The organism is Actinomadura keratinilytica, assembly GCF_039539665.1.
GTDB lineage: Bacteria > Actinomycetota > Actinomycetes > Streptosporangiales > Streptosporangiaceae > Spirillospora > Spirillospora keratinilytica.
In genome coordinates this window covers 1-5,819 of record NZ_BAABDO010000204.1, presented here as the reverse complement: position 1 = coordinate 5,819, position 5,819 = coordinate 1, and the positions used below count along the sequence as shown (strand labels likewise).

Here is a 5,819-nt window from a genome sequence, read left to right as displayed (position 1 = left end):
GCCGACGCCGTCCGCGCCCTGCCCGCGGTGGCCCGCGACCGCCGCCCCGTGCTCGGCCGGGTCGAGGCCGCCCGCGCCGCCCTGCCCGACTACTGAGCGGGGAGGACCGCCGGCGCCGGGCCCGCCCGCGTTTCGCGCCGGTGGGCGGGGTAGGGGCCCGACCAGGACGACTTCGCGGGGGAGGTACCGCATGAAGGCGCTCACCTGGCACGGCCGCCGCGACGTGCGCGTGGAGTCCGTGCCCGACCCGGCGATCAAGGAGCCGACCGACGCGGTGGTGCGGCTGACCAGCACCGCGATCTGCGGCTCCGACCTGCACCTGTACGAGGTGCTCGGCCCGTTCATGACCGAGGGCGACATCATGGGCCACGAGCCGCTCGGCATCGTGGAGGAGGTCGGCGCCGAGGTCGACCACATCCGGCCCGGCGACCGGGTGGTGATCCCGTTCAACATCGCCTGCGGGCACTGCGCGATGTGCGGCATGCGGCTGTACGCCCAGTGCGAGACCACGCAGGTGCGCGAATACGGCACCGGCGCCGCGCTGTACGGCTACAGCAAGCTCTACGGGCACGTCCCGGGCGCGCAGGCCGAGTACCTGCGGGTGCCGCAGGCCCAGTTCGGCCCGGTCAAGGTGCCCGAGGGGCCGCCGGACGAGCGGTTCCTGTACCTGTCGGACGTGCTGCCCACCGCCTGGCAGGCCGTGCAGTACGCCGACATCCCCGAGGGCGGCGGCGTCACCGTGCTGGGCCTCGGCCCGATCGGGCAGATGTGCGCGCGCATCGCCCGCCACCTGGGCCGCCGCGCCATCGGCGTGGACCTGGTGCCCGAACGCCTGGACATGGCCCGCCGGCACGGCGTGGAGGTCGTCGACGCCGGGCCGCCGCACACCGCGCACGACGTGGTGGAGATGGTCCGGGACAAGACCCACGGCCGCGGCACCGACTCGGTGATCGACGCGGTCGGCATGGAGGCGCACGGCTCGCCCGTCGCCAAGATGGCCCACACCCTCACCGGGTGGATGCCGGACCGGGCCGCCGCGCCGCTGATGAGCCGGATGGGCGTGGACCGGCTGGCGGCGCTGCACGAGGCCATCGAGATCGTCCGGCGCGGCGGCACCATCTCCGTCATCGGCGTGTACGGCGGCATGGCCGACCCGCTGCCCATGCTGCAGATGTTCGACAAGGGCGTCACGGTCACGATGGGCCAGGCCCACGTCAAGCGGTGGATCGACGACCTGCTGCCGCTGGCGGCCGACGACGCCGACCCGCTCGGCGTGATGGACCTGGCCACCCACCACCTGCCGCTGGAGCAGGGCCCCCAGGGGTACGAGATCTTCCAGAAGAAGCAGGACGGGGCCGTCAAGGTCGTGCTCCACCCGTCCTCGTGACCCCGTGCCCGCGTCCGGCCGCGCGGCGGCGGCGCGGGCGGCGGCGCGGGCCCCCGCGGGCCGCCGCAGCAGCGCCAGCGCCGAACCGGCCGCCAGCAGCACCGCCGCGGCCAGCGCCCAGCCGGTCCCGTACTCGGCGTGCCGGGTGGACTGCCCCTGCTCGGCCAGCGTCAGGAACAGCGTGCCGATGGTCGCGACGCCGACGACGTGGCCGAGCTGCATGAGCGTCAGCAGCATGCCGCTGCCGTCGGCGGCGTCCTCCGGCGGCACCCCCGCCAGCGCCGCCGTCATCACGATCGGCATCGCCCCCAGGCCGAGCCCGATGACCGCGGTCAGCGCCTCGTACACCGCGCCGCCGCCCCCCAGCGGCCCGAGGAGCAGGTAGCCGGCCCCGGCGACGGCGAACCCGATCGGCACCAGCGGCCGGTGCCAGTGGTCGGGCGTCCGCTGCCACGTCAGCCCGACCAGCGCGAACGCGCCCACGCACGGGACGAACGCCAGCCCCGACCCCAGCGGGCCGAGCCCCAGGTCGCCCTGCAGGTGCAGGGTCGTGCTGAACAGGAACGCGCCCCAGGAGCACCCCGGCCCGAGCGTGATGGTCACCATGGCCGGGACCAGCCCCGGCGCCCGCAGCACCCGCGCGGACACCAGCGGCCGCCCGCCGCCGCGCACCACCCGCCGCTCCACGCCGACGAACACGGCGAACAGCCCCGCGCCGGCGGCCAGTGCGAACCACCCCCACAGCGGCCAGCCCAGCTCGCGCCCGAGGATCAGCGGGACGACGAAGAGCAGCACCGCCGGGGTCAGCACCGCCAGGCCGGCCGGGTCCAGGCCGCCGCCGCGCCGCACCCCGTCGGCGGGCAGCACGCGCGGCCCCGCGGCCAGCACCGCCGCGCCGATCGGCACGTTCACCAGGAACACCGCGCGCCAGCCCAGGCCGAACAGGTCGGCGTCCACCAGCAGTCCGCCCGCGATCTGGCCGACCACGACCCCGCCGCCGATCACCGCCGCGTACAGGCCCAGCGCGCGGGCCCGCGCGGCGCCGGTGAAGTTCCGCTGGATCATGCTCATCACCTGCGGGGTGAGCATCGCCGCGCTCGCGCCCTGGGCGAACCGGAACGCCACCAGCCGGCCGGTCGACGGCGCCACCCCGCACGCCAGCGAAGCGGCCGTGAACGCCGCCAGGCCCACCAGGAACATGCGGCGCGGCCCGGCCAGGTCGCCCAGCCGGGCCCCGGTGATCAGCAGGACCGCGTAGGCGATGACGTACCCGGCCACCACCAGCTGCAGGCCCGAGCCGGACGCGCCGAGGTCGGCGCGCATGGTCGGCAGCGCCACGTTGACGATGCTGGTGTCGAGGACGGCCATGAACTGCCCGAGCAGCAGCAGCGCCAGCGCCGCCCCTCCGGCACCGCCCCGCCCTCCGGTGCCCCGCGCCGTCCCCGCGCCGGGAAGGATCCGGGACGAATCGGTTGTCTGTGTCATGGGCACCAGCGTGCGAACCCGGCAGTACCAGTAACGAGAGCCCGCTGATACTGGTACTGACACCACCTGGCACATGGGACGGACGGCGGGCAGTCTGGGGAGACGTGACGATGACGCAGACCAGACCGTCCACGGGCCGGGCAGGGCGCGCCGCCGGCCGCGGCGCACGACGCACCGAGCTGGCCGCGTTCCTGCGCTCCCGCCGCGAGCGCATCTCGCCCGAGGACGTCGGCCTGCCCCCGGGGCCGCGCCGCCGCACCCCGGGCCTGCGCCGCGAGGAGGTCGCCCAGCTCGCGGGCGTCGGCGTCACCTGGTACACGTGGCTGGAGCAGGGCCGCCCCATCAACGCCAGCCCCCAGGTGCTGGACGCGGTGGCGCGCACGCTGCGGCTCGACCCGGCCGAACGCGAGCACCTGTACACCCTGGCGGGGGTGACGCGCCGTCCGCTGCCCGTCGACCCGGCCGAGGGGCTGCCCGGCGACATCCCCGTGATCCTGGACCGCCTGGACCCGATGCCCGCCTCCGTGGTGTCGGCCCGGTCGGACGTCATCGCCTGGAACAACGCTTACGCGGCGGTCCTGTGGTGCCTGCCCCGCGTCCCGGCGTGCGAGCGCAACACCATGTGGCTGTCGTTCACCCTGCCGCCGTGCTGCAACCCCATCGCCAACGTCGACGAGCAGGCGCACGAGTCCGTCGCGATCTTCCGCTACCGGTACAGCCGGCACATGGGCGATCCGGGCTGGAAGGACTTCGTGCAGCGGCTGTGCGCGGCCAGCCCCGAGTTCGCGCGGCTGTGGGCCACGCACGACGTGGCGCCGCCGCGTCCGTGCGACAAGGTCTACCGGCACCCGGCGGTCGGCGAGATCGCCCTGCGCTCCACCAGCCTGGACCTGTCGGCCGCGCCGGGGTACCGCATGATCGTCTACAACCCGGTGCGGCAGCGGGACGCCGACCGCATCGCCTACCTGCTCGCCCACCCGCGCGAGGCCGCCGCCGCGCTCCCCGACCACCGGCACTGAGCCCGCATTCCTCCCCTTTGTCCGGGTACGCAGGGACGGTCCGCACCGGCGGCCCGGAGGGGGAGACATGCGCGAGGACCAGCGCGAGGGCATGGACCTGGAAACGGTGCGCGAGCTGGGGCGGCAGCTGCGGGTGGACGCCGTGCGCGCCGCCGGCGCGGCCGGGTCGGGCCACCCCACCTCGTCGATGTCGGCGGCCGACCTGATGGCGGTGCTGCTGGCACGGCACCTGCACTACGACTTCGACGCCCCGTCCAACCCCTGCAACGACCAGCTGATCTTCTCCAAGGGGCACGCGTCGCCGCTGCTGTACGCGATGTTCGCCGCCGCCGGCGCGCTGTCGGACGAGGAGCTGCTCGGCTTCCGCAGGCTCGGCGGCAGGCTGGAGGGCCACCCCACGCCCCGGCTGCCGTGGGTGAAGGTGGCCACCGGCTCGCTCGGGCAGGGCCTGCCGTACGGGGTGGGGATGGCGCTGGCGGCCAAGCGGCTCGACCGCGTCCCCTCCCGGGTGTGGGTGCTGTGCGGTGACAGCGAGATGGCCGAAGGGTCCATGTGGGAGGCGGCCGAGCACGCCTCCCACGAGGGGCTGGACAACCTGACCGCCGTCATCGACGTCAACCGGCTGGGGCAGCGCGGGCCCACCCGGCACGGCTGGGACACCGGCGCCTACGCCCGGCGGCTGGCGGCGTTCGGCTGGCACACCGTCGAGATCGACGGCCACGACGTCGACGCGATCGACGCCGCCTACCGGGAGGCCGCGCGCACCGCGGGCCGTCCCACCGCCGTCATCGCCCGCACCAGGAAGGGCAGCGGCGTGGCCGCCGTCGAGGACCGCGAGGGCCACCACGGCAAGCCGCTGCCGGACGCCGAGGAGGCCGTCGCCGAACTGGGCGGCCGCGGCCACGTCCGCGTCGAGCCGCGCCACCCGCGGTGCGTGCGGTGCGCCCGGCCCCTGGACCACGCGCCGGTCGAGCTGCCCCGCTATGACGTGGGCGACCAGGTCGCCACCCGCGACGCCTACGGGCAGGCGCTGAGCGCCCTGGGCACCGCCCACGGCGACGTCGTGGCGCTGGACGGCGAGGTGAGCGACTCCACCCGGTCGGAGTTCTTCGCCAAGGAGCACCCGGACCGGTTCTTCGAGTGCTACATCGCCGAGCAGCAGATGGTCGCCGCCGCCGTCGGCATGCAGGCGCGCGGCTGGGTCCCGTTCGCCTCCACCTTCGCCGCGTTCCTCACCCGCGCCTACGACTTCGTGCGCATGGCCGCGGTCGGCCGCGCCAACGTCAACCTGGTCGGCTCGCACGCCGGGGTCGCCATCGGGCCGGACGGGCCGTCGCAGATGGGCCTGGAGGACCTGGCGGCGTTCCGCGCCGTGCACGGCAGCACCGTGCTGTACCCGTGCGACGCCAACCAGACCGCCCGGCTGGTCGAGGCGATGGCCGACGCGGCGGCCGACTCCAGGGGCGTCCGCTACCTGCGCACCACGCGCGGCGCCACCCCGGTGATCTACGGGCCGGACGAGCGGTTCGCGATCGGCGGCAGCCGGGTGCTGCGGTCCTCCGCCGACGACCGCGTCACGATCGTCGCCGCCGGGGTGACGGTGCACGAGGCCCTCGCCGCCGCCGACCTGCTGGCCGCCGACGGCGTGGCGGCCCGCGTCATCGACCTGTACTCGGTCAAGCCGGTGGACGCCGCCGCGCTGCGCGAGGCCGCCGAGCGGACCGGATGCCTGGTCACCGTCGAGGACCACCGGCCGGAGGGCGGCCTCGGCGACGCGGTCGCCGAGGCGTTCGCCGGCGGCGGCCCCGTGCCGCGCCTGGTGCGGCTGGCGGTGCGGAACCTGCCCGCCTCGGCCACGCCCGAGGAGCAGTTGCGGGTCGCCGGGATCGACGCCGACGCGATCGCCGCCGCCGCCCGCGACCTGGCGG

Annotated in this window: 3 protein-coding genes and 1 pseudogene; 3 read left to right on the top strand and 1 reads right to left on the bottom strand. The window is 75.6% G+C overall.

Features of this window, described 5'->3' with window-relative positions; all coding sequences use genetic code 11:
* Positions 1 to 190: 190 nt before the first annotated feature.
* Positions 191 to 1,387, top strand: coding sequence for a zinc-dependent alcohol dehydrogenase (locus ABD879_RS31705; RefSeq protein ID WP_345025457.1), 1,197 nt, complete (start codon positions 191 to 193; stop codon positions 1,385 to 1,387).
* A gap of 258 nt (positions 1,388 to 1,645) precedes the next feature.
* Here the strand turns inward: ABD879_RS31705 and ABD879_RS33095 are convergent.
* A pseudogene (locus ABD879_RS33095) lies at positions 1,646 to 2,755 on the bottom strand (MFS transporter); the annotation flags it as partial.
* A gap of 227 nt (positions 2,756 to 2,982) precedes the next feature.
* Here ABD879_RS33095 and ABD879_RS31690 point away from each other — a divergent pair.
* Together ABD879_RS31690 and ABD879_RS31685 are read left to right on the top strand one after the other, a co-directional pair.
* The gene (locus ABD879_RS31690; RefSeq protein WP_345025454.1) at positions 2,983 to 3,891 is read left to right on the top strand and encodes a helix-turn-helix transcriptional regulator; all 909 of its coding nucleotides are present in this window, start codon (positions 2,983 to 2,985) and stop codon (positions 3,889 to 3,891) included.
* A 67-nt stretch (positions 3,892 to 3,958) separates the two neighbouring features.
* Positions 3,959 to 5,819: transketolase (locus ABD879_RS31685; protein WP_345025452.1), on the top strand; the 1,861-nt coding region annotated here is incomplete at its 3' end.